Consider the following 21,644-nt stretch of genomic DNA (forward strand, 5'->3'; position numbering starts at 1 on the left):
ATGGATCGAGTCTTCGTCGAATATTACGAGGAGGAACTGACCCATATCCGTGGCCTCGCAGCGGAATTCGCCGACATGCATCCAGCAGTGGCGCGCAACCTTTCCCTCGACACGGTCCCGTGTCCGGACCCATATGTCGAGCGGCTGCTGGACGGCGTCGCCTTCCTCGCCGCGCGCACCCGGCTGAAGGTCGACGCCGAGCGCTCGCGATTTTCACGCAGTGTGCTCGATGTTCTCTATCCGGATCTGGTCACGCCGGCGCCGGCAACGGCGATGGTGGTGCTGAAACCCGGCCAGCAGGTCCAGACCATGCTCGCCGGCCACGTCGTCAAGCGCAACACGCGGCTGGTTTCCAGCCTGCAGTCCGGCCTGTCGACACGCTGCACTTTCTCTACCGCGCAAGAAATGACCCTCTGGCCGATAGGGATTACTTCGGTCAGCTATTTTCAGGATCGCAGTGCGATGGCGATGGCCGGCATAGGGCCGATCGGCGGCGTCGGCGGCGAGGCGGCGCTCCGCATCACGCTGGCCCGGACCGGAAAAGGCAAGCTCGATGAACTGGCGCTCGACCGACTCGACCTCTATTTTGCCGGGCGCACCAAGGCGCCGCTGCTGTTCGACGCGATATTCGGCGCCTGCACGGCTGCCGGCGCACGACCCGAAGGCAAGACCAACCCGTTGTCGGCCTTGCCGGTACCCGCAATGGTCGGCATCAGCGACGACGAAGCCTTGATGCCGCGCACGCGCCCGACATTCGAAGGGTACCGCCTGCTGCGCGAATACTTCATGATGCCCGAACGCTTTCACTATGCGCGGCTTTCGGGGCTGCAGCCCATCGTGCGCAAATGCGCGGCCGGGCTTGAGATCATCTTCCTGTTCAGACGCGCGGCGCCTGAGTTGGCCGATCTGACGCCGGCGGACTTCGAACTTTTCGCCACGCCGATCATCAATCTGTTCGAACGCGAGTGCAACGTCGTCGAAGTCGATGCGCGCAAGACGCGGCAGGTGTTGCATGCGGACCGGACGCGGGCGCGTGACTTCGAAATCTATCGGGTCATCCGCGTCGAGGACGCCGACAGTGAAGGCAACGACGCCGAAATCCCCGAACTCTTCAGCCTGGGTCAGAACCGCGGTAGTGGCTGGGTCTATTCAATCGAGCGGCGCCCACGCCGGGCGACGGAAGAGGAGCGCCGCGACGGCCTGACCCGCACGTCCTACACCGGGGATGACGTTTTCCTGGCCGTATCCCGGCCGCTCGCAAGCCCGACGACCCGGCCGCTGAAGCGTCTCGACGTCATGGCCCTTTGCACCAATCGTGATCTGCCGATCCTCGATGACAATCCGACCTTGACGCTAGAGGCCGGCGACCCGGTCGAAACTGTAAGGCTTCTTGGCGCGCTGCGTCCGCCGCAGCCAGCTATCCCCGCGGCACTGCCGGCTGGGGCCGACGGTGAATCGCGGGCCGACGATCTCGCCTGGCGGCTGGTGGCGCAGCTCGCGCTCAACTTTCTCAGTCTTGCCAAGGAAGGCCGCGGCATCGACCCCCTGCATGCGCTGCTCGACCTCTATGCCGATCGCGGCGATCCGAGCCTTGCCCGCAATGTGCATTCGATCGTGCGTATCGACTCGCAGCCGGTCATCGAACGTCTGCAAATCGATGGGCCGATGTGCTTCGGACGCGGTACCGAAGTGACGTTGCATGTTGATCAATCGGTCCTGGCCGGCCAAAGCACCTTGCTGCTTTCGGCCTTGCTGGCGCGGCTGTTTGCCCGTCACGCCGGGATAAACGGCTTCGTGCGAACCCGCACGCGGCTGCTGCAGAAGCAGGAGGATGTGCTATGGCCGATGACGCCCGGCAATCGCTACCTGATCTAGACAAGCCCGACCCGAACCGGGCCGAAGTTTTATCCGAGACGTTCGACTTTTTCGAACTGCTGCGCCGTCTCGAACAACGGAGCAGTCTGTTCGGCCATTCCGGCCGCCCTGACCGTGAGCCGGCACGGCTTGGCCAGCATGTTCGCCTCGCCTTTTCCGCACGGGATCTGGTTCAGTTCCGCGAAGCCAGCGACAGGGCGCCGGCCCGGGTCACGGTGGCAAATCTCGGTCTGTTGGGACCCGAGGGTCCAATGCCGCTGCATCTGACGCGCTGGGTGCTCGACCGCCTGTCGCAACGCTGGTTCGCCGGCGCCGATGCGCAGCTGACCAGCGACACAACGTTCGTGGACTTCGTCAACATTCTGCAGCACCGTATGATCGCCCTCTACTATCGGGCGTGGGCGGATGCGCATCCAGCCGTACAGGTCGAACGCGCGGTCGGCGGACGCATTCGCGCCATGCTTGAAGCCATGGCCGGGATCGGACTTCCCGGCACCCAGGACCCCGATCTCGATACGGTGAAACTTCGCCAGGCGGCTTCGCTCGCCAATCAGGTCGACGGCCCGGAACGGCTGACGCTGTTCCTGGCGGAAGCGTTCAAGGTGCCGGTACAGATCAAGGAATTCATCGCCGCCTGGGTAACAGTACCAACCGGCCTCCAGACCCGTCTTGCAAAGGCCTTTGCGGGGCTCGGCAAGGGGGCGACGATCGGCCCGCGCGTTTTCAGCCGCCAAAGCAGGATTGAACTGCGTGTCGGCCCGTTGGGGTACGAGGAGTTCAAGGCGTTCCTGCCTGGCGGCCAGCGGCTCAAACTGTTCAAGCAGGCGGTTCGCGACATGGTCGGGGAATCGCTCGACGTCGACCTGCGCATCGTGCTTGCGCGTGAAGCTGTGCCGCCGCCCCGTGTCGGATCGGTTCAGCTCGGGCGGACCGCCTGGCTTGCGCGACCCGCTGAAAGGGGCGATGCTGACGACATGCGGCTGCGGACAATCGTCGGATGGCGGCCGGAAATGGCGGGGGTCGCGGCATGAGTCTGCTGCTGACGCTGGAACAAGGGCCACGCACCCAGGCGGTACGGCAGACCCGGCTGGACGAGGGCGAGCTGGTGATCGGCCGCAGCGCGGACGCGGGCTGGCAGATCAACGATCCCGACATGTTCGTTTCGCGAGCGCATTGCAAGATCTCTGGCGGGCGAGATGGATATTTTGTCACCGACACGTCGAGCAGCGGATTGTTCATAAACGACTCCGACAGCCCGCTTGGTGCCGGTAAGTCGACGCGCCTTCAAAGCGGCATGCGGCTGAGACTTGGCGACTACATCGTCTGTGTCGACCTGCAAACGCCAGCCACTCAAGCACCCGCAGCCGGCCAGCCGGTTCCTGAACGCGCGCCGCCGGCGTCCCGGGCGCCGGTGAGCATCGGCCGCGATGACTTCTTTTCCGCCAAGGTCGAGGAAGAGCCGCGACGGCCACGTCCGGCCGATCTGCCGAACCCGTTCGAGCAGCCGGTTCCGGGCGCATTCGAACGTGCCAACTCCGACCAGCGCAACTCGCCCGGTTTCGATGACCCGTTCAGCCTCGATCCGGTTTCAACGCCCGTGTCGAAAAATCCCGCCCCTTATCGCGAACCGGGCGGCGCGACGAGCCAGGTGGACCCATTCAGCCTCGACCCGGTGCCGTCCCCCAGCCGCGGAGCCGAAGCCACTCCTGGAAAGCCGTCCCATTTCAATGATGATTTTGGTTTCGGACCAGCCGCGGCGCCCAGTTCGGCGAACGGCGCCAGTTCGACCGGACAGCGCGAGCGCATCGCCAATCCATCCCAATCCGCCAATCCCTGGGATTTGCCGGTGCAGCCGGCGGATGCCCCTCCTCCACCACGTGTGGGCGCTGCTCCCAAAGCCGCCCGCCCGCCAGCAGCGGCGCAGCCGGAGGAGATGGCGCTTCGCGCCGCGTTCCTGCACGGTATGGGTGTCGAGGAAGCCGAGTTTCCCGGACGCGACAGCATCGCGGAAATGGAGAAGTTTGGTCGCGAATACCGGCTGATGATGGAAGGCCTGATGCAGCTTCTGCGCAAGCGGGCTGAGGAAAAGGGAAACGCGCGCGTCGCCCAGACCATGGTCGGGCCCTCCGAAGTCAATCCGCTCAAGTTCCTGCCGACGGTCGATGACGCCATCGTGACGCTCATCGCTGATCGCAGCCCCGGATTTCTCGCCGGCGAAGCGGCAATCGCCGATGCGGTTCGCGATCTTGCGCAACATCACGTGCGCGCCTGGCGAGGCATACAGGCCGCCTTGCGGCGGATGATCGACCGTTTTGACCCGGCAGCGATCGAGGAAGAGCTGAAATCGAATTCCGCGATCGGCACCCTGCTCTCGGGTGGGCGGAGCGCCAAGCTGTGGGAGCTTTACCAGAAACGCCATCGCGAAATCGCTGAGAGCGCGGAAAAAAGCTTCCTTGGTGAAATCGGCGCTGATTTTCGAGATGCATATGAGGAGGAGTGAGAGATGATCGATCGACGGGAATTTGTCGTTGCCTTGGGCGCGACAGGGCTGCTTGCGGCTTGCCAGAGTGGTCCGCCAAAACCATCGGTGATCACTGTCAACATGACCGGCGGCGCCGGCATGAACCCGGGGCCAGGTGGCGGCGACCGGCCGGTGACGGTTCTCGTGATGCGGCTGAAAAGCACCGGCAAATTCAATTCCGCCGACTATTTCGCGCTGCAGGGGGATGCTGGCACGGCGCTGGCAGGCGATCTCATCGGATCCGATCAGATTTCCGTCGGGCCGGGAAAATCCGCGTCCAAAACCATCACTGTCGAGCCGGACGCGACGGCGCTGGGCTTCGTTGCACTGATCCGCGAGCCTGGCGGCAGGAACTGGCGGACAACCAAGTCGGTATCGCCGGGGTCAAAATTCACGATCAATGTCACGCTTGGCAGCGGCGGCATTTCCGCCTAGCGGCCAGGGCAAGGGGAGCTCAATGCAGAGAGTAGCGGCATGAGCGATGCAAACAGGGTGCTATGGTCCGAAGGGCTTTTCCTGCGGACCCAGCATTTCCAGCAGCAGGATCGCTTTTTCGAGGCGACGGTGCGCGGCGCATTGCAGGCCGGGCAATTGCATACGTTCGGCTTTCAACAGCTGACGCTTGACCAGGCATCGCTGGAGGCCGGCCAGATTTCGATACTGTCCGCACGGGGCATCTTTCCGGATGGGACGCCTTTTTCCATTCCAGACATGATGGACGCGCCGCGACCGCTGCCGGTCACCCCGGACACGGGCGCCGGACCGGTGCTGATCGCCTTGCCGCTAGAGCCTCCGGGCGGTGTCGGCTTCGATCCGGCGCACGCCGCCGCCTCGGGAGCGCGATATCATGGACGGATCGTTTCGGTGCGTGACGCCGTCCAGGGCGGATCAGATCCTGAAGAAATCGAAATCGCCCGTCCGCAAGCGCTGCTGCTGGCGCCCGGCAAGTCGGTCGGTGGCTATACAGCCTTGCCGATAGCCGACCTCAAGGGGGTTCGAGCTGACGGTGGCGTCTCCCTGGACGAGACCTTCCTGCCACCAACATTGGTTACCGGCGCGGTCGCCTGGTATCGGCAATTGCTGCTGGAAGTTGTCACCGGCCTAGACCAGATCGCCGAGGCGCACGGGAAGATGGTCATGGGTGGGCCTGGGCGCAGCGTCGAAGATCTGCTGATGCTCAATCTCGCCAATGCGGCGCGTCCGCGGCTGGCCCACATGCTGGCGCAGGATGTCTTCCATCCGGCCGAGCTTTACCTGGAGCTTGCCGGGCTCGCCGGTTCGATGGCGACATACGGATCAAGCGCACGGCGGTTGGGCGAATTGCCCGCCTACGATCACATGGCGCCAGGCCCCGCCTATTCGGCGCTGGCGGATGCGCTGCGCTCGCTCATCCTCAGCCTGCGTTACATCGAGCCGAAATCGCGTGCGCTGCCGGTCATGCGGCACTCGACCAATGTCTGGAAAATCCGCATCGACAACCCGAAACTGCTGGTGGCCAGCCGGATCGTCATCCGGGTTGGTTCGGAGCTGTCGGAGGACGCGCTGCGCAAGATATTCGTCAATCAGGCGACCGTCGGGTCGGCCGACCAGTTCGAGGGCCTGTGGAAATCGCGCTTACCCGGCATTCCGCTGAAACCACTCCATTCCCAGCCGCGCGAGATTCCTTACGATGGCGATCGGTTATGTCTCGAGCTGGACCAGAAAAGTGAGCACTGGGCGTCGCTGCTCGATGCCCCCGGCTTCGTCATCGGCGTTTCGGGTGTGTTGCCAAGCGAGCCGCAGGTGGACTGTTACTCGGTGAACAGGTGAGATCATGAGCCGCGATGATCCTTTCGGACTGTCGGAGGATCGCGAACGCACTCGCATTCGATTGACCGGCGCGCCGATGCCGCGGCCGATGGCGCCACTCTTGCCCGGCGCGGTGGTGAAACGGTCCCGCACCCATCCGAACGCACTCGTCAACGCATTCGCGCCCTTGCTCGAATTCGCTCCCGAGCTTGAAAGCGCGCTCGCGCCGGACAATCCGGAAGCTTTGCGCACCCGATTGCTCGAAGAACTGGTTCGGGCGCGCGATACGGCTATGTCGGCGGGATCTTCGATGGAGCGCGCCGACCAGGCGGCCTGGGTGGTGGCGGCCTTGCTCGACGATCTGGCCCTGAACACGCCATGGGGCGGTGCCAGCGCCTGGCCGCGGCAGCCGCTTGTGGTCATGCTGCGCGGCGATGTCGATGCCGGCACGCAGTTCTTCACGCGTCTCGACGAACTTGAGCGCCATCCCAACCGCGATCGCGAATTGCTGGAACTGCAGTACGACTGCATGGCGCTCGGCTTCCGCGGCAAATACCGTGTGCCCGGCCGGTCAGGCGACCGCTCGCTCAATGCCGTTCGCGTGGCGGCGGCACGCTTCCTGCGCGATGCCGACGCCGAAGGCGCTCCACTGTCGCCAAACTGGAAAGGCGTGATCGCATCCGACGAGCCGCAGCACTTCATTGTTCCGATCTGGGTCATGGCGCTCGGCGCGGCGGTTGTCGCCACGGCAATCCATGTCGGGCTCTCGATGGGCCTGAGCAGCCAGGCGGTCGAGCTGTCCGCACTTGTGCGCGCCTTGCCCCCGCCTGCACGCGGCGACATCAGCCGCACGTCGCCCAAGGTGGACGCCCCACCTCCGGAGAAAGTGGATTTTGCGCTCTTGCCGGAATTTCAGGCCGGGGCGCCGGCCGACCTCAGATCCGCCCTCAGCGGCACCGAGAGCGTTTCGCTGGCCAAGCTGATCATCCAGGGCTCCAACCCCGAACTGTTCCAGTCGTCGAGGCCACAACTGACCGAAGGCTTCGAACCGCTGATCGGGTCACTTGCCAAGGTGATCCTCGCCAATCAGGAGCTTATCGGAAACATCACCGTGGTCGGTCACACAGACAGCGTTCCGCTGCAAAAGACCAATCCGCTGTCGACCAACCAGCGACTGTCCGAGGCTCGCGCCCAGACGATTGCCGATATGCTGGTCCAGAACGGAGTGCCACGGGACCGCGTCCATTCCGAGGGCCGCGCGGCAACCGATCCAGTCGCCACCGACAGCACGCGCGAGGGGCGGGCCTTGAACCGCCGCGTCGAGGTGCTCGTCGAAAAGAGGTTGTGAGATGTTCATCCTGCGCTTCCTCTGGGCGGTCCTGACATCGCGCTGGCTGTGGACGCTGATCGGCCTCACTCTGCTTTCCCTGGTCATCTGGGTGTTCGGTCCGATCGTCAGGGTCGGTCCCTACGAACCGTTCGCCTCTGATAACGTGCGCATCGTCATCATCGCGCTGCTGGTCATCTTCTGGCTGATCTGGCTGATCGTCGCCCAGCGCCGGGCGATCCGCGCCAACCGCATGTTCGTCGCCGAGATTGCCGCGCCAGCTGTGGAAAAGCCGCTCAGCCCCGGCGAAGAGAATGTCGCGGCCGTCGGTGCTAAATTCGCCGAGGTGATGGCCGAACTGAAGCGCCGCAAGCTGGGCGGACGAAAGTTTCTGCGCGAAATGCCCTGGTATGTGATTGTCGGGCCGCCGGCCACCGGCAAGACCACGGCGTTGCGGCAGTCTGGACTGAACTTTCCGATCGACCTCACCGACGACCTGCAGGGGGTCGGCGGCACGCGCAACTGCGACTGGTTCTTTTCCGAACACGCGGTTCTGATCGACACCGCCGGCCGCTATGTCCAGCAGGAGAGCCAGCCCGACGTCGACGCGGCGGAATGGCTAGGCTTCCTCGACCTTTTGAAGAAGCACCGGGGCCGCCGCGCGCTTAACGGCGTGATCGTCGCGCTTTCGATCGACGTGCTTTCGGAGGGCGATGAAGCCATCAAGGCACACGGCCGCAAGATCCGCCGCCGGTTGGCCGAGCTCAACGACCGCCTCGAAATCCGCCTTCCAGTCTATCTGATGCTGACCAAGGCCGATCTGATCAAGGGTTTCGAACCGTTCTTCGGCGGTCTGTCCACCGCCGCGCGCGAGCAGGTATGGGGAACGACTTTCCCGCTGGATGCGCGCGTGGACGCCAAGACAGTCGAACGGGAGATTTCGACGCTGGCGACGCAACTCGAGCGGCGGCTTGTGCCACGCCTGGAGGACGAAGAGAAACTCGCCGCCCGTGCCGAGATTTTCCGGTTCCCGGCTCAACTCGCGAGTCTGTCCGAACCGATCCAGGTGCTGATCGAGGCGATGTTCGGTGAAAGCCGGTATGAAGAGGCTGCCTGGCTGCGCGGGCTCTATCTGACGTCGGCAACGCAGGAAGGAGCGCCGATCGACCGCCTGACCGCGGCGCTGTCTTCTTCCTTCGGCCTTCCGCCACGCCGGACCCCGCCCGCGTCAAGGGTCGAGAAACGCAGCTTCTTCCTGAAGAACCTGCTCACCGAGGTCATCTTCAAGGAAGCGGGCCTGGGTACATTCGATCCACTGGCGCAACGGCGCCGCGCCTGGATCTGGCGGGGTGCGGCGGCTGGATGTGCGGCAGCGGCCCTGTTGGCCAGTGCGGTGTTCATCTGGTCCTACTACGACAATCGCAATGCCATCGCGGCCCAGGCAGGCCAGTTCGAAGCGCTCCAGATGCCGCTGACCTCGGCTGCCGCAACGCAGGCATCGGTGGAGCGGCCCACCATGGATGGCGCGCTCGATGCGATGGAAGCAGTCGCGAATGCCCGAACACCCCCGCCCGGCGCCGCCCAGGATCTGCTGGGGCCATCGGCCTCGGCAGAAATGGTGCGGGCACAGACCGATACGTATGACCATGCCCTGCGCAATGTTCTCGAGCCACACATGGTCGCCCTGCTCGAGGCCACCATGTGGCGGCAGATCCGCGATCCGGATTTCATGCTCGGCGCTCTCAAGACCTATCGCATGATGACGGGTCTGTCGCAGATGGATCCTGATTTCGCCCAGAACTGGTGGGTGAACAGCTTGCCCGAATTCGCGGCCGCAGCACCATTTCCGACCGCCGATGCCGAAGAGCATCAGCTTGCCGCCATCCGCCGGATGACGGTCGACGAGAGCTATGTCGCGCCCGACCAGGCCCTGGTTGCCGAAGCGCTGAAAACGGTGTGCACCATCTCGCTGCCGGCGCGGGCCTACAAGCAGTTGCTGGCCGATCCGGCAGTGGCCGGGCTCAAGGAGTGGATCCCGGCGAATTTCGCCGGGCCCAATGGTGGCAAGGTGTTCGCGCGTCGCTCCGCCAAGACGCTTCGCGTCGGCGTTTCGGGGGCGTTCACCTACGCCGGCTTCCATGACGCCGTTCTAGACCGGGTCGAGGATGTGGCAGCTCAGGCGGCCCTGGATCGGGCAGTCTTCGCTGGCGGCTGCTCCGAGAACTCCGAAACCTCCGTATCGGCACTGTCCGAGGATATCCTGAAGCTCTATTACGACGACTATATCGCACAGTGGGACAGCTTCCTGCGCGATATGAGGCTGGCGCCGTTGACCGATCTCAATGTCGCCAGTGAGAATCTGAAGGATCTCTCCAGCGCCGATTCAGCGTTGAAACGCCTGCTCACCGCAGTCGTTCAGGAGACCGACCTCACCCGGTCCGATGAAGCGCCGGCCGACGACAAGGCTGCGGCCAAGGGCGGCTCGAAACTGCTCGGCAAACTCGGCAAGCTTGGCAAGATCGTGAAAACGGGAGCAAAGCTGCTTCCACGTGCGGGCTCAGCCGACGAAGTAGATCTTACCGGCAATCTGGTGGCCGAGCACTTCAAGCCACTTAAGGGTGCAATCGCCGAGGTCGACGGCCAGCCGCCGGCACTCGACGCCGCAGTGGTGGCTCTGACGGCGCTTTCCAACGTGCTGCAGACGGTCACGGCCAATCCCGACCCCCAGGACGCCATCAAGAAGCAGGGCGGCCTTGCAGAATTGACGGGTGCGGTCGCCAGGCAAGCGCAGATCCTGCCCGACCCTATCAACAGCTGGCTCGGCGGAATTGCCGGTGACACCAGCAACTTGACCCAGAAGGCGGTCACTTCGGAGCTAAACGCCATCTGGCGGGCGGACATACTGCCTTTCTGCCAGGCTGCGCTGAACGACCGCTATCCCTTCAGCGCCGACAGCGCAGTGGACGTCAATGTGCGGGATTTCGCCAGGCTATTCGGACCGGCCGGGCTGATCGACGGTTTCATCAACGACCACCTGATCAATTATGTCGACATGACGAGCCAACCATGGAAATGGCGCGCCGATTTCGGCCTCGATGCTTCGGCGCTGGCGGCGTTCGAGCAGGCCAGGCACATCCGCGACGATCTGTTTCCCGGTGGGACCGGACCGGTGATGAGCTTCACGCTCGAACCGAAGGACCTTTCTCCCAACGTCACGCGCGTCACGCTCAATCTCGATGGCCAGAGCCTGGTCTACTACAACAACGCAACACGGCCGCAACCAATGACATGGCCCGGCAAAGACGGAACCGGGGTCATCTCACTCGCCTTCCAGCCGATCGACGGATCGCCCGAAATCCTCCTCAACGAGACCGGCAGCTGGGCCTGGCTGAGAATGCTGCGTAGCGGCCGTTTCGCAGGCACTTCGCTGACTGATGTCTACAGCCTACGCCTGGGCACGAAGGGAATGTGGGCCGATTTCGAGCTCAAGGCGGCAAGCGTCGAAAACCCCTACAACCTGCAAATGTTCAAGAAATTCTCATGTCCACCGCAGATATGATCCTGCCTGGCTTTTACGGAAAAATGCCCGCTACCGGCGATTTCGTAACACGACGGCTGTCGGGCGACTTTGTGCGCCTCTGGGACCGCTGGCTGGCGCAGCATCTGGTCCCGCTGTTCGGCTCGGAATTTTGGCCAAGCACAACCGCGCTGCGCTTCCTGGCTGGCCCGGCTACCTTCGGCGCATCAGCAGGCATCGTTTTGCAGAGCGCCGACAAAGTTGGCAGACAATTCCCTTTAACCGTCGTTGCGCAGCTTGGTCAAGCTCCCGTTCGACTGGCCGACGCCGAGGCGTGGTTTTCCAACATCGAAGAGGCGGCCCTCGCCGCCCAACATGGCCAGCTAACGCCAGACGAACTGGATGCCGCGCTGGCCGAACTGCCCGTGCCGACTGTCGCGTCGGACAACGAGGTCATTGGGGATCTGGTGATGTGGACAGCCCGTTCCGACATTTTCGACATCGACCCGCAATCGCCGCAAGCGACGCTGGAACAGGTTTTTGCAGCCAGTTGGGAGATCAGTTGATGGAGGCGAATTCGACGGCAAGCAATAGCTGGAAGCCCGTGCAGACGTTGCGCCGGTAAAATGTTTCCAAGCCATTTTCTAGACAATTGAAGGCGGCGTTGTTTCACCTTCGCGCAAGGATGCCCCGTTTCAAATGTGGATATTGTCCAACCATACGCCATTCGCCGCCCAGGAGAGCTGGACGCGTGACGAGCGCGGATATGAGGTCTGGCTGATCGCGATCAAAGCATCATTCGAGATCGATGCCGATGGCAGGCAACGGCTCTTGAAGGACCAGACGCCGGTGACTCTGGCGCCTGTACACGGGGCCGATGCGAACGAGCTTCTCGACGAGACGGACCTCAACCTGGAGAAGAAGCATACGGACGTTCTGGTCGAAGGACACGTCTACACGCCCGGCGGGCGTCCAGTCATTGAGAGCGCGGCGCGCATAAAAGTCGGCGACGTGGACAAGACCCTCACCGTGGTGGGGGACCGCGTGTTTATGCCTGGCCCGGTGTCGGTTCGTATGAGCCGGGCGGAGCCATTCACGAAAATGCCGATCAGCTGGCGCAGGACCTACGGCGGCACGGACATGGAGGCATCGAAGCCGGACTGGGACCAGCGCAACCCAGTCGGCACGGGGTTTGCAGTCGATCCTCAGCGTCTAGTCAGCAAAACCGGACCCAACTTTGAGTATGCCGACGCGCCCTATCGCGACCACAAAAGCGGCACACCGGCCGGCTTCGGACCGGTGGCGCGTCACTGGCAGCCGCGGATAAAATACGCCGGCACCTATGGCGAGGAATGGGAGAAGACGCGCGATCCGCTTTTGCCGCGCGATTTCAGCCGCATGTACTATCAATGCGCCCCCGAAGATCAACAAACCAAAGCTCCACTGCTTGGCTATGAGGACGTTCGGCTGGGGAATTTCACCGAGGATGGTTTCTGGCAATTCCTTCTGCCGCGCATAAAATTCGACCTGACTACCGAGTTCTACAACCGTCCAGATCGCGAGAACGGTGAAGCCACTATCCACACCCTGCGCATCAAGCCCGATCTGCGGCAGTTCTCGATTACGTGGATGTCCGCTCTATCGGTGCCTTTCGACGAGGAACGGCTGAAGAACACAAATCTGCGTATCAGGCCACGTACAGGCATTTCGCCGACAGTCGCGGCGACGGGCATCTGGCAACCGGAAGAAAACGAATGACGACAAAAGGCGCCACGATTGTCGTCGTCGGCGTTGGACTACGCACGCCGTTGGGTTTTGACGCAGCCTCAAGTGCGGCGGCTGTCCGCGCCGGTATCTCGGCCATCCAGGATCATCCCCATATGGTCGACCGTTTCGGTGAGCGGATGAAAATCACTCGCGACATCGGCGTTGATGCGAGCCTTACCGGCCCCGAGCGCGCTGTGGAAATCGCGATCTCACCGGCACTCGACGCATTGCGGCCATTACGAGCATCAGTGGAGTCGCCCGAAGTCTGCCTTATTCTCTCCACCGGAGAGCCAAGGCCAGGTCAACCGGATGGGTTTGCCGCTCAGGTGGATGCCAAGTTACGCAAGCAGCTGGCCCAGCATGTTGTCCTCGAAGGTGGTGGTTCAATCGCTGGTGGCCACGCCGGCGGGCTGCTGGCGATCTATCATGCCTGCAAGACACTGCGAGAGGGAAAAGCCACGTTCTGCCTCACGGGCGGCGTCGATACCTATCTTGAACCGGAAACCCTCGAGTGGCTGGATGAAAACGAGCAACTTCACTCCGAGGGAAACATCTACGGGTTCTGTCCGGGAGAGGCGGCAGGATTCTGTCTGCTAACGACGTTGACCGCCGCACGAGCATTTGGGCTGCAACCTCTTCTCGAGATCGTGGCTGCCTCGACGGCGAGAGAAGAAAACAGGATCAAGACAGAGACGGTCGTGCTCGGCGAAGGGTTGGGCGCGGCCTTCCGCTTGCTGTTCGATGATGCGCCGATCGATCCGGTCGGTCGCATCATCTGCGACATGAACGGCGAACGCTACCGCGGAAACGAATATGGCTTCGCTGTCATCCGCAACCCGGGCCGCTTCAAGGATGCAGCGGACTTCGAAACGCCGGCCGATTGTTGGGGCGATGTCGGCGCGGCGTCCGGTCCGCTGTTCGTTGGTTTGATAACCGAGGCCGAAGCGCGGAACTACCAGAACGGGCCGCTGTCTCTGATCTGGGCGAGTTCCGAAAACGGCTCCCGCGCTGCCGTGCTGCTGGGCGGACCGAGGAGAGCCGCCTGATGCCCAGCCACATCACGGTCAACGGCCTCGGGCTAACCTACAAAGGCACTATCGGCCTCTCGATAGCGACAATCCCCGATGTCTGCAAGACACCCAGTCCTGGTGGTCCGATCCCCTTGCCCTATCCCAACATCGCCACCCAAAGCTCATTGAAGGACGGCACAACGACCGTCCTCGCCAAGGGAGGCAAGATGATTGCGATCAAGGGCTCGCAGTATGGCATGAGTTCCGGCGACGAGCCTGGCACGGTCGGTGGCGTAAAATCCAACGTCTTCAAGAAGGCGACGGATTGGATACTTTACTCATTCGATGTGAAGATGGACGGCAAGAATGCCTGCCGACACACAGACAAGAAGTTCCACAACGACAAGAATACCGTGAATCTGGCTGGCGATGTTGATCCGTTGGGGCCAGCCAACACCAATCCCTTGAAGATCGATTGCGCCAACGGGCCGGCGAAAAAGAAGGGCAAGAAGCACGTCAAATTCGACAAATGCGAGAAGGAAGAGATTTGCGCCAAGTGCGCGGCAATCAACGAGGCCGCGAAGGCCGGCGAAATGAAACGTGTGACCTGGGATGGGAACCGTTCTGCGGGCTACGCCAAAAGGCGCACGCAAGGCAACACCGAGTGCAAACGCCTCAAAGACGCGGCAGTGGCAGAAAAGCCCGCCGAGATTGAGTTCTACAAAGACTGCGCGAAGGAAAAGGCGGAAAAGCAAAACTACTCCGGATTTAGCCCCGACCACAGCAACGAGCTTCAGTTGAATGGCCACCCAACGGATGCCAAGAATCTCAAGTGGATGTCGAGCCGCGCGAATTCGTGGATGGGATCGAGCATGAAGAAGTATCGCGCCAAGACGGATTTTTGGCGAAAGGGTGGAAACAAGCCCCACACTGGGGTTTTCCCCAATTGTTGCGGATGGGAGGAGCCAGCAAGTGCCTAAGAAACCTGACCTGAAGGAGTTGGTCGAAAAGATCGTTGAGGCCCAACGGAAGTATGACTCGCTCAAATATGATGAGGAACTGCCACATGAACTTGGCCGACCGGCGACCGATGAAGAGATAGCCAAGCTTGAGAAACGGTTGGGCATACCGCTGCCGGAGTCATATCGCGAATTTCTGAAACTCCACAACGGCTGGAGTGATTTCGACGCTGGCGGGAAGCTGTTGTCCACGCAGGATCACGACAGCAAATGGGTGAAAGACAAAATCGAGTTCTGGGGCGACCTGTGGCCGGATGACGAGGACAACCCCTTCGACAACGGTGCGATTCCGATCATGTTTGGCGAAGATCTGAGCCATTTCCTGGTCCTTGATCCGTCCCGTGTTAAGAAGAATGGGAAAGTTGACTTCATCGAGTTCGAAGACATGTACAAGAGTGACGCCTACAAAGATTTTTCAGACTATTTGGCATTCAAGCTTGAGACTCTCGAATACATGATCGACGAGGAAGTTAACGGAACGTCAAGCGACGAAGGCAACGAATAGGTGTAAAAGTGGGTGCAGGTTCATGAAGCTGCCTCCGCAACTGCTTCGACCCTTTTCCGTCGGAAGCAAAATCGCGTGCAAGGTAATGCTCGACCTAACAGTCTACCTGAAAGGCCCCACCCAGGCGGAGCTCGATTTCCTGATCGAGCTCTACCGGCAGGCCTCTCCGACAGGCTCTATTCAGAGGATCGGGCTTGCAGAGTTTCCGTATTGGCTGCTGGCTTCGGCGCCTGAGTTGACAAGGAGCGGCCGCGTAGCGGCAAGGAATGGGCTCCCGGAGCCTTATCTTCAACCGGTTTACCGACGCATTCGTGAGGGCAGAGCGTTCGAACTTCGCTACTGGGATCATGTTTCGATTGCCGATCCGAGAGGCAGCTGGAGTTTCTCGTGTAACCGGATTCATAGACGCGACAGCGGCCTGCATTCGGCTGTGCGTGTCCTCGCTCCACTTGATACAGATGTTGTCGTGCTCGTAAACTTGGCTCGCAATATTGTTGACAATGTTGAATTTATCTCTGGTCACGGCGGGCTGACTTTTGCCTATGATCCGTGGGAACGACTTGCGGCGTTTGACTACATATACACGCAGGCGAAGCGATACTGGGGAATAGACATAGAAAATCTGAACCTGACGATTCCTGTCAGCAACAACGGAATCAAAACGGTGAGTTGGCTGACACTCTTCGGCGAGGGCCTGTCCGCGATCGACACATCTTGGCCTGAACTGGTGAAAAGCTGCGCGTCCCTCAGTTCCGTCGACATCGAGCGCGGACGACGAGGCTACCTGATGCGACTTGGCCCGGAGCCTAATGTCGAGGACATGAACCGACCAAAAACGGTTAATGATGCCTACTTCGAAGCAAGCCGCGTTCTAGAACCTCTTTTCCTTCGGGAACATCCAAGGTTCTCAGGCAGACTTTTTTTCGAGAACGACAATACGATCGGGTGGATCCACAGATTCATCAATCCCTTGGGCTGGCGATAGGATCGGCAAGCAGGCCCCGCTCGATTGCCCACTCTTTTACCCTATCGGCAACCGGCAGATATGGAGGATCCTGCTCGAAATGTTCGGCAATCTTTTCTCCTAGCAAGTCGGGTTCGACCGAAAAAAGCTCGTCGTACTCTTTGGCTTCGGGAAAAAGCTCCAAAAACGATATACCGGCCGCGGCGACCAGAGCAGGTGCGCGCATTTGGTGGATCAGCCAATGCAGAATGTTGCGGTCGCCCAGCATTCCGGCGCCACGTACGGCCAAAGGCGCGGTTTCAGGTGATTTGAACAATCCGCCCATCCAGGCGCGGACATCTCTGTCGGGCGCGGCCTTGACGGCGGCGCGCAGCGCCGTCATAGCGTCGGCGCTTCCACTGACGGCAACCTTACGAAGTTCGGAGCTGGCCGCGTTGCCTGAACCGAGTTCCGCCAGCGACCAGGCAGCCCAGAAGCGTGGCAACTTTTCGGTGTCATCCAACGCTGCGCCCAGTTGCGGAACGAGATCGGCTCGTCCGAGCTTTCCGGCAAGCCGCAGGGACGCAGCTCGAACGCGTGGATCCGGATCGCGCACAAGTCGAACCAGCATCTGCTTCGGGTCGACGCCGTGCCCAAGGCAAGCCGATACGCCGAGATATCGCTTGAACGCATCGTGGGCTCCGATCCAGTCCCGCACCAGCGGCGCGATCGTTGCGGGCCGGTGCCACGCCAGCGCACCGACCATTCCGCAAGCACCGTCTTCGCTTCGACTGCCGTGCTCGACAACCTCGGCAATACGGCGGCCGTCGTTTAATTCGACAGCCATCCATCCGTATAGGAACAATTCGCCTTTCTCAGGGAAATCCTCATAGACCGCAACAATGAACGGCCAAGCGGCCGATCCCGCGATACGCAAGCCATCCAGGTTGGCTTCCAGGCGTCGGTCGACACCGGCGACCACATTCAGGTTCGGAGGATCCGCCGCCATCAAAGTATCGCGCTGTGCCCAGAAAAATGCGACCTGCTCAGCATGCTGCCTTACGACATCCGGTACTATTCGCCGATTAGGCGTGCCATCTGATTTCGACTTGTTGCTTGCCGACAACATCAGTTGAGGTCGATCGAGCCGCCACGGATACGATTGGTGGCGCTCGCCTGGCTGGTGACATAGGTACCGCGAATAGTGATGCGGCCATCTTTTTCCATGAGGATTGTCGCCTTGCCGCAACGCAGTTCGATGCGCTCTTCCCCGATGATGCGAACGCGCTCGCCGTCGCGCACGATTTGCGGCGCAGCGGTCTTCCGTGCCGGCTCGACGATGCGGCCGACGATAAGCGGCTTGGCGGGATCGCCTTCCTGAAAGAGCAAAGCCACCTCGGAGCCGACCATATCGGTCGTCAGTCCGGTCAAACTGCGCGCGGGCAAGGCTGTCTGTTCCGGATTGCCGGGGAATACCACCAGCGGCGATGCCGCATCATCGAAACCGAGAAAGATGCCGATCACCACACCGTCAATGCGTTCGCGAACGTCACTCATCGCTGCACCTCAATTCTCGCTGATCTTCGAGCCCTTCATCGTGATGTCGCTCGATGCCTTAATACCGATCTTGCCGCTTGCTTTCACCGAAATGTCCTTCCCTTCCAGGGCAATGGTACCGTCCTTCTTCATCATGAATTTGGCCGAACCACACTTGATCAGAATTTCGTCGCCAACGGTGATCACCAGCTTTTTGCCGACATTAATTGTACTGTCTTCTCCGATCTGGATTGAACTTGCACCGGTCACTGAAAGGGAACTCCCTCCACCAACCGTCGTTGTGTCATCGGCCGCGATGCTGGCGCTGCGGGCGGCGCCGACGCTGAAAGTCTGTGCGCTGCCGACGGTGACACTTTGATCGGCGCCAACATTTACGGTTTGTGCCGCCGCAATCGTCCAGCTGTCGCTCGCTCCTATGCTGTGGTCCTGCGCCGCCCCAACCGTCACAGACCGCGTCGCGCCGATCGTGTTGGTCTGCGGTCCACCCACGCTTCTGGTCTCCGATGCGCCCACCGAATCGACCCGAGCCGCGCCGACGCTTACTGTCTGGACAATCCCCACCGTCTGAGAATGATTGGCGTCGATGTTCTCCGTCGAGTTCGCCACGACATGGATGGTCTCGTTGGCCATGACCGTCAGCGAGCGGTTGGCGCCCACTGTCTCGGTGTCGTTCGAGCCGATGTTGGTGGTCTGGTCGACGCCCACCTTCACCGTCTTGTTGTTGCCGACGTCTTCGTCGAGGTTGTGGCCGACGGAGTGCTTGGCGTCGTGGTCGATACGGTCGGACTGGTCGTGCTGGACCAGCTTGGTGCGATCGTGCTTGATCAGAAGGTGGTGATCCTTCTGCGCCTGGAAGTTGACGAGTTCGGAGCCGGCCTTGTCCTCGAACATCAGCTCGTTGTAGCCGCCACCGCCTTTGGAAGAGTCCGACTTCCAGCCCGACTGGGTGGCGCTGCCGGGCAGCCCGTAGGGCGGCATCTGGGAGGCATTGTAGACCCTGCCGGTAATGATCGGCAGGTCCGGGTCGCCTTCAATGAAATCGACGATCACCTCCTGGCCGATGCGCGGGATCTGGATGAAACCCCAGCCGCTGCCGGCCCAGGTCTGCGACACCCGCACGAAGCAGGAGCTGTTCTGGTCCTTCTTGCCCAGACGGTCCCAATGAAACTGGACCTTCACCCGCGCGTATTTGTCGGTGAATATTTCTTCGCCGGATGGACCGACCACCGTCGCCGTCTGGGGGCCGCGCATGATCGGCCGTGGCGTGATCCGCGGTGGACGATAGGGCAATGCGGTCGGCGCCAGGCCGAGGATTGCCTTGAAGTTCTCGCTCTCGACGTCGGCATGGGCTCTGTAGCCTGGATCGAACAGCCTGTATTCGGCGCTGACCACCAGATACTCCTGGTTCTGGTCCTCGCGCGGAAAGCTATCCAGCTTGAACGTGCAGCCCGAATAGAGACCGCGCACAGTGCCGACCGCGGCGATGCGCTGATGGACGGCCTGAATTTCCTCGCGCCGGATCGCGGCCAGGCTGTCTCCCCGGCCCGTTTCGAGATGCGCGCCGGGCTGGCGGTAGTTCTCGCCCGCCGCCTCCTTGTGGCTGAACGGCTGGGCCGACTTGGCCATCAGGTCAGCGCCCGGTTTCGTGAAATCATAGTCGGTGTGGGCATAGGCGCCTGGGCGCACCGAACTGCCCGGAATCCATTCCGTGATGTATTCGACATCACGCCGGGAACCCTGACCTTCAAGGTTATAGAGCACTTTATCGTAGCCCGGCGCAGGCTTCAGCTTGCTCATCGCATCGGCCAGGACAAGCGTGTGCTTGCCTTCGTCATGCTCGAAGAAATACAGAATGCCTTCATGCTCGAGCAGCCGCTGGACGAAATCCAGATCGGTCTCGTCATACTGCACGCAATATTCGCGCTGGGGATAGGACCCCTGCAGGCGCAGATCGAATTCCGCCGTGCTGTATCTCTTGAAGACGTTCTTGATTATGTCGACGACGCTCTTGTTCTGGAAAATACGGCAATCGGTTGTGTTGCCGAGAAACCAGAGCCACGGCCTGATCACCGCCTCATAATATGCCAGATGGTCCTCGAGCCGGGTGATCCGGAACTCGGACACGATGCCGCTGAACCAGCGTTTCGGATCGGATTCACCTTCAACCGAGACCGGGCCACCTAGCATCTTCAGCGGATCGATATCGGTGTCCGTGCTGACGAACCCGACCGTATAGGCAAAACAACGGCTGATCTCATCGCGCCCGACAAGATGCGTGAACGTCAACAAATCGGAGCCAACCGGTGTCTGCACCACCGTGGCACGTTCATTCGGCATGGGTCGTGCCCCTCCTGGACGCGGCCGCCAACGTGATGGATTTGAAGTTCCCGCTATATTAACAGCATCACGTTCAGGAACTTTCTAAATCCGCCAAGCCAGGCCGTGGTGAGCCTACCACATGTTTCCCCGCCGGCCAAAGAGAGGCGGCGACAAGATCTTACCCATCGATTCAGGGGCTTGAAACGCCGCTGTCCTGTTTTACCTGCAAGCTGCTAGAATGGTGGAGTATTGATCGAGGGCGATCCTGGATGTACGTCAGTCTGCAAATCAACAACGTCGATGCCTTGCCCGCTGGCACCTCGACCAGTTACGCGGCGCGCGATCGCGGCTTCGAAATCGGACGCGATGGTTGTGACTGGACCTTGCCGGACCCCGACAAGTTCATCTCGGGTCGGCACTGCGAGGTTCGCTACGAGGCCGGCGCGTTCTGGCTGCACGATATCTCGCGCAACGGCACCTTCATCAATGGATCGAGCCAGCGCATGACCAACCCGCATCGGCTGGGCGATGGCGATCGGATGCTGATCGGCCGCTATGTCGTCTTAGTGTCGATCGACGAGGAGCGCGCCACTGCAGGCAACCCCAGCCACGGTCCGACGCAGCGAGACATGCCGCTCGCGACAGGCCGGCCGCTGGAATTCGGCGAAGGGCCTTTCTTCGATTCCGCGCAGCAACGGTCCGGGCGGCGCGTTCCAGCCGTGCACTCCCCACCCCTGCCCTCAACCAGAGACGAGGTGTTGAGGGAGATTGCGATCGGAGCCGGCATTTCGCCGGAATTGCTTCAATTGCGCGACCAGCATGAAGTTGCAGCCGAAATCGGCGCGGTCCTGCGGGCCGTGGTCGAGGAACTTAGTTTGCTGCTGAAGGCGCGGGCGGCCGCGAAAATGCTGGCCAAGAGTACACAACGAACGATGATCAGCGCCGCCGATAACAATCCACTGAAGTTCGTTCCAGGAACCGACGACATCCTCGAAATCATGTTTGCCCGACGCAGGGCCGGCTATCTTGATGCCAGGCGCAGTATCGAAGATGCATTCCGCGATCTCAAGACGCACGAATTCGCTACCTATGCCGCCATGCAAGCCGCGCTCTCCCGGCTGCTTGACGATCTGTCCCCCGAGGCAATCGGCAGGAAGCTCCCGCCTACGTCGTTTACATCGAAGAAGGGCCAGGCTTGGGACGCCTATGTGGCGACATGGCGGACCATGGAAGAGGCACATGAAAACGGCATGCTGGACATCTTCCTGGCGTATTTCAGCGAGGCCTACGCCAAAGCCGACAAGCAAAAATAGGCGATCCCAGGAAAAGCACGGCACGGCAGTCGGCGAAGAAAAGTCTCTCCGACGCCCGGGACCCGGTTCCAATCGACAATTTCTGAGATTACGATCGGATACGACAGTTCGCCTAGCGGGTAAGACTCATTGACCTGGGGGTCTGCGGCAAATGTCATGCTACGGCGGAATAGCGTTTTCTAG

At 61.3% G+C, this 21,644-nt stretch carries 17 protein-coding genes; 14 read left to right on the forward strand and 3 right to left on the reverse strand.

What is annotated here, in order from left to right:
• The 13 genes from tssF (at position 1) to NKJ90_RS09785 (ending at position 16,314) form a co-directional block, all read left to right on the forward strand.
• Positions 1-1,875 (forward strand): type VI secretion system baseplate subunit TssF, encoded by a 1,875-nt coding sequence (gene tssF / locus NKJ90_RS09725; protein ID WP_023758849.1) that lies wholly within the window; start codon positions 1-3, stop codon positions 1,873-1,875.
• The gene (gene tssG, locus NKJ90_RS09730) at positions 1,839-2,906 is read left to right on the forward strand and encodes a type VI secretion system baseplate subunit TssG (protein ID WP_352486002.1); all 1,068 of its coding nucleotides are present in this window, start codon (positions 1,839-1,841) and stop codon (positions 2,904-2,906) included. Before tssF ends, tssG begins: the two co-directional genes overlap by 37 nt.
• Positions 2,903-4,375, forward strand: a complete 1,473-nt coding sequence (gene tagH / locus NKJ90_RS09735) for a type VI secretion system-associated FHA domain protein TagH (protein WP_352486003.1) — start codon at positions 2,903-2,905, stop codon at positions 4,373-4,375. Before tssG ends, tagH (NKJ90_RS09735) begins: the two co-directional genes overlap by 4 nt.
• 3 nt (positions 4,376-4,378) lie before the next feature.
• Complete coding sequence (gene tssJ, locus NKJ90_RS09740; protein ID WP_023758852.1) at positions 4,379-4,831, forward strand: type VI secretion system lipoprotein TssJ; 453 nt, start codon at positions 4,379-4,381, stop codon at positions 4,829-4,831.
• Positions 4,832-4,870: 39 nt separating this feature from the next.
• Positions 4,871-6,205 (forward strand): type VI secretion system baseplate subunit TssK, encoded by a 1,335-nt coding sequence (gene tssK, locus NKJ90_RS09745; RefSeq protein ID WP_023758853.1) that lies wholly within the window; start codon positions 4,871-4,873, stop codon positions 6,203-6,205.
• Between the two features lie 4 nt (positions 6,206-6,209).
• Complete coding sequence (icmH, locus tag NKJ90_RS09750) at positions 6,210-7,532, forward strand: type IVB secretion system protein IcmH/DotU (RefSeq protein ID WP_023758854.1); 1,323 nt, start codon at positions 6,210-6,212, stop codon at positions 7,530-7,532.
• A 1-nt stretch (position 7,533) separates the two neighbouring features.
• Positions 7,534-11,070 (forward strand): type VI secretion system membrane subunit TssM, encoded by a 3,537-nt coding sequence (gene tssM / locus NKJ90_RS09755; RefSeq protein WP_352486004.1) that lies wholly within the window; start codon positions 7,534-7,536, stop codon positions 11,068-11,070.
• Positions 11,052-11,594 (forward strand): type VI secretion system-associated protein TagF, encoded by a 543-nt coding sequence (tagF, locus tag NKJ90_RS09760; protein ID WP_352486005.1) that lies wholly within the window; start codon positions 11,052-11,054, stop codon positions 11,592-11,594. Before tssM ends, tagF begins: the two co-directional genes overlap by 19 nt.
• Before the next feature lie 133 nt (positions 11,595-11,727).
• Positions 11,728-12,786 (forward strand): DUF2169 family type VI secretion system accessory protein, encoded by a 1,059-nt coding sequence (locus NKJ90_RS09765; protein ID WP_352486006.1) that lies wholly within the window; start codon positions 11,728-11,730, stop codon positions 12,784-12,786.
• Positions 12,783-13,841, forward strand: a complete 1,059-nt coding sequence (locus NKJ90_RS09770; RefSeq protein WP_352486007.1) for a beta-ketoacyl synthase N-terminal-like domain-containing protein — start codon at positions 12,783-12,785, stop codon at positions 13,839-13,841. The genes NKJ90_RS09765 and NKJ90_RS09770 overlap by 4 nt, the downstream gene beginning before the upstream one ends.
• The gene (locus NKJ90_RS09775; RefSeq protein ID WP_352486008.1) at positions 13,841-14,785 is read left to right on the forward strand and encodes a DUF4150 domain-containing protein; all 945 of its coding nucleotides are present in this window, start codon (positions 13,841-13,843) and stop codon (positions 14,783-14,785) included. Before NKJ90_RS09770 ends, NKJ90_RS09775 begins: the two co-directional genes overlap by 1 nt.
• Positions 14,778-15,329: an SMI1/KNR4 family protein gene (locus NKJ90_RS09780; RefSeq protein WP_352486009.1), complete on the forward strand. Its 552-nt coding sequence runs from the start codon at positions 14,778-14,780 to the stop codon at positions 15,327-15,329. The genes NKJ90_RS09775 and NKJ90_RS09780 overlap by 8 nt, the downstream gene beginning before the upstream one ends.
• A gap of 22 nt (positions 15,330-15,351) precedes the next feature.
• Positions 15,352-16,314: a type VI immunity family protein gene (locus NKJ90_RS09785; protein ID WP_352486010.1), complete on the forward strand. Its 963-nt coding sequence runs from the start codon at positions 15,352-15,354 to the stop codon at positions 16,312-16,314.
• Here NKJ90_RS09785 and NKJ90_RS09790 read toward each other — a convergent pair.
• Genes NKJ90_RS09790 through NKJ90_RS09800 form a run of 3 tightly spaced genes read right to left on the reverse strand, consistent with a single transcriptional unit; the run spans position 16,292 to position 20,166 of the window.
• Positions 16,292-17,401: a HEAT repeat domain-containing protein gene (locus tag NKJ90_RS09790; RefSeq protein WP_352486011.1), complete on the reverse strand. Its 1,110-nt coding sequence runs from the start codon at positions 17,399-17,401 to the stop codon at positions 16,292-16,294. The genes NKJ90_RS09785 and NKJ90_RS09790 overlap by 23 nt on opposite strands.
• Positions 17,401-17,829 (reverse strand): DUF6484 domain-containing protein, encoded by a 429-nt coding sequence (locus NKJ90_RS09795; protein ID WP_352486012.1) that lies wholly within the window; start codon positions 17,827-17,829, stop codon positions 17,401-17,403. Before NKJ90_RS09795 ends, NKJ90_RS09790 begins: the two co-directional genes overlap by 1 nt.
• A gap of 9 nt (positions 17,830-17,838) precedes the next feature.
• A complete protein-coding gene (locus NKJ90_RS09800; RefSeq protein ID WP_352486013.1) occupies positions 17,839-20,166 on the reverse strand; it encodes a type VI secretion system Vgr family protein in 2,328 nt (775 codons plus the stop codon).
• A 251-nt stretch (positions 20,167-20,417) separates the two neighbouring features.
• Between NKJ90_RS09800 and tagH (NKJ90_RS09805) the strand changes: the two genes are divergently transcribed.
• A complete protein-coding gene (gene tagH, locus NKJ90_RS09805) occupies positions 20,418-21,461 on the forward strand; it encodes a type VI secretion system-associated FHA domain protein TagH (RefSeq protein ID WP_352486014.1) in 1,044 nt (347 codons plus the stop codon).
• Positions 21,462-21,644: the final 183 nt, after the last annotated feature.

It is taken from the genome of Mesorhizobium sp. M0051, from assembly GCF_040323235.1.
Lineage (GTDB): Bacteria > Pseudomonadota > Alphaproteobacteria > Rhizobiales > Rhizobiaceae > Mesorhizobium.

Bases quoted from the DNA above. Each gene is read 5' to 3' on its own strand.
- tagH (WP_352486014.1), top strand. From the start codon at position 20,418: ATGTACGTCAGTCTGCAAATCAACAACGTCGATGCCTTGCCCGCTGGC.
- NKJ90_RS09765 (WP_352486006.1), top strand. From the start codon at position 11,728: ATGTGGATATTGTCCAACCATACGCCATTCGCCGCCCAGGAGAGCTGG.
- NKJ90_RS09775 (WP_352486008.1), top strand. From the start codon at position 13,841: ATGCCCAGCCACATCACGGTCAACGGCCTCGGGCTAACCTACAAAGGC.
- NKJ90_RS09800 (WP_352486013.1), bottom strand. From the start codon at position 20,166: ATGCCGAATGAACGTGCCACGGTGGTGCAGACACCGGTTGGCTCCGAT.
- tssM (WP_352486004.1), top strand. From the start codon at position 7,534: ATGTTCATCCTGCGCTTCCTCTGGGCGGTCCTGACATCGCGCTGGCTG.
- tssJ (WP_023758852.1), top strand. From the start codon at position 4,379: ATGATCGATCGACGGGAATTTGTCGTTGCCTTGGGCGCGACAGGGCTG.
- tssK (WP_023758853.1), top strand. From the start codon at position 4,871: ATGAGCGATGCAAACAGGGTGCTATGGTCCGAAGGGCTTTTCCTGCGG.
- NKJ90_RS09785 (WP_352486010.1), top strand. From the start codon at position 15,352: ATGAAGCTGCCTCCGCAACTGCTTCGACCCTTTTCCGTCGGAAGCAAA.
- tssF (WP_023758849.1), top strand. From the start codon at position 1: ATGGATCGAGTCTTCGTCGAATATTACGAGGAGGAACTGACCCATATC.
- NKJ90_RS09795 (WP_352486012.1), bottom strand. From the start codon at position 17,829: ATGAGTGACGTTCGCGAACGCATTGACGGTGTGGTGATCGGCATCTTT.
- tagF (WP_352486005.1), top strand. From the start codon at position 11,052: ATGTCCACCGCAGATATGATCCTGCCTGGCTTTTACGGAAAAATGCCC.
- icmH (WP_023758854.1), top strand. From the start codon at position 6,210: ATGAGCCGCGATGATCCTTTCGGACTGTCGGAGGATCGCGAACGCACT.
- NKJ90_RS09770 (WP_352486007.1), top strand. From the start codon at position 12,783: ATGACGACAAAAGGCGCCACGATTGTCGTCGTCGGCGTTGGACTACGC.
- NKJ90_RS09790 (WP_352486011.1), bottom strand. From the start codon at position 17,401: ATGTTGTCGGCAAGCAACAAGTCGAAATCAGATGGCACGCCTAATCGG.
- tssG (WP_352486002.1), top strand. From the start codon at position 1,839: ATGGCCGATGACGCCCGGCAATCGCTACCTGATCTAGACAAGCCCGAC.
- tagH (WP_352486003.1), top strand. From the start codon at position 2,903: ATGAGTCTGCTGCTGACGCTGGAACAAGGGCCACGCACCCAGGCGGTA.